The organism is Endozoicomonas sp. SESOKO2 (genome assembly GCF_024606245.1).
Lineage (GTDB): Bacteria > Pseudomonadota > Gammaproteobacteria > Pseudomonadales > Endozoicomonadaceae > Endozoicomonas_A.
Window position 1 is genome coordinate 1 of sequence record NZ_JAHHPQ010000041.1, and the last position, 1,571, is coordinate 1,571.

At 45.0% G+C, this 1,571-nt stretch carries 1 protein-coding gene; it reads right to left on the reverse strand.

All coding sequences use genetic code 11. The features are described 5' to 3' along the window. Positions 1-1,571, reverse strand: a 1,571-nt coding sequence (locus KDK17_RS00980; protein WP_257287144.1) for a hypothetical protein, incomplete at both ends; no start/stop codon positions are given.

A 1,571-nucleotide genomic window follows, 5' to 3' on the forward strand; every position in this document is an offset into this window, starting at 1 on the left:
ATTCAAATTCACGCTGTTCAAAAACTCTTCGGCAATTTTTGTCAGCTCAGCGGATTTGAGCACCAGAGCGTTAGTGGCGTTGTGTGCCTGTCTTAAGTAAGCACCATTAACGCATTCCTGAAACCAGGAAGGGCTATCAATTAAAGACATCATGTCATACAGCTGTTCCGGTGAGGATGGGTGACGAGCCCCAAAGTTGTTAGTGAAGTAATAGCCAGTAGTCCTGATGTTAGCGTCGGCCCAACAATACGTTAAGCAACCGCCTTTCGAATGCGTCACTTCATACAGGTAATGACAGAAGGCCCGCTGAAGCGCTTGCTCGTATCTGTCTATTAAAGCATTTAAAAGCTGAAGATCCTGCTCTGACGCCCGAAAGGACTTTTCCAATAAATCCTTCAAAAACAGGTCATAATCAGCATTTATTTGCAACAGAGCATCGACCTTTTTATTAATCACTGTGGTGTCCCAGGAAACTTGCCCAAGGATAATGACCGGACGGTGGCTTGCCTTGCCCGAGACTAACTTCGGAAACGCAGGGTGGTGTGCCAGCATTCGTTCTATATTCGGAATGCCCTCAGGATCGAACGTCCAGGTGTTCTGTAAAGATCGATTGACAATTTTATCTTCAAAGAATTGCGAAAACCCATCATGACAATGAGTGACGAGTATGGAACTACCTTTAGTCTTTTGGAAGTTTCTACTAGCCAACTTCCATACACAATTATTTTTTTCCCTGGAAAATAATTTCGTATAACAGTTTTTCAGGCAATCAGCGGCTTTAACCTTCAGTTCACAGACCCCTTCCAGGCGCACCAATAGCTGATGAAGTTTATCGAATCCCATCATTTGGCACTGATAGTTCTGCACTGGATCCAGCCAACCCAATTCCATGGCATTAAGGGCAAAGCGGATAACCGAAGGCTTGGCCAAGTCAATGTCTTGCAGTATGTCCACCGTTGAAAGCAGCCACTTGTCAGCGTTTGCTTCGGCCTGATCATTTATTTTTGAACGGAGTGACTTGAGTAGTTTAATGACCTGATATTCATCACCGTCGGACAATATTTGATTTACTGCCAGCGACATCTGTTCAAAATCTATCTTGAGGTCGGTCAATGCTTTTGTTCCCAATGCCTCTATGATTGAGGTTCCCATGTGAAAACTGGTTAAATTGTTTTCCTTCCAAAGGTTCCTGACCATTTCGGAAATACTTAGATTCGTCTCTGGTAATGCACTGTTTTTCTCAAGGGTTTTGTTCAGTTCCTCCAGGCTCATGCCACAGGCTTTAGCCAGAGTTTGCTGCTCTGCCAAGTCAGCCCCTTTCAGAAGAGCCTTCAGGAGAGCCTTAATCTTCTTGGAGTCACTGCTGGAACCAGCGACCTTTCTGGTGGGCCGGAAATTAGATGTGATTTTTGTTTTCTCTATAGGCGCCCCACCTAAATCCACTGATTTCCAGGTTTGGCCTCCATCCGGGGAATACTCGGCAAAGCTGTGGATAGCGTTGCCAATTTCTCGAGAGGGAATCCCAAAATAACGACAAAAAGCAATAAAAACAGGCACACGATGACGACAGC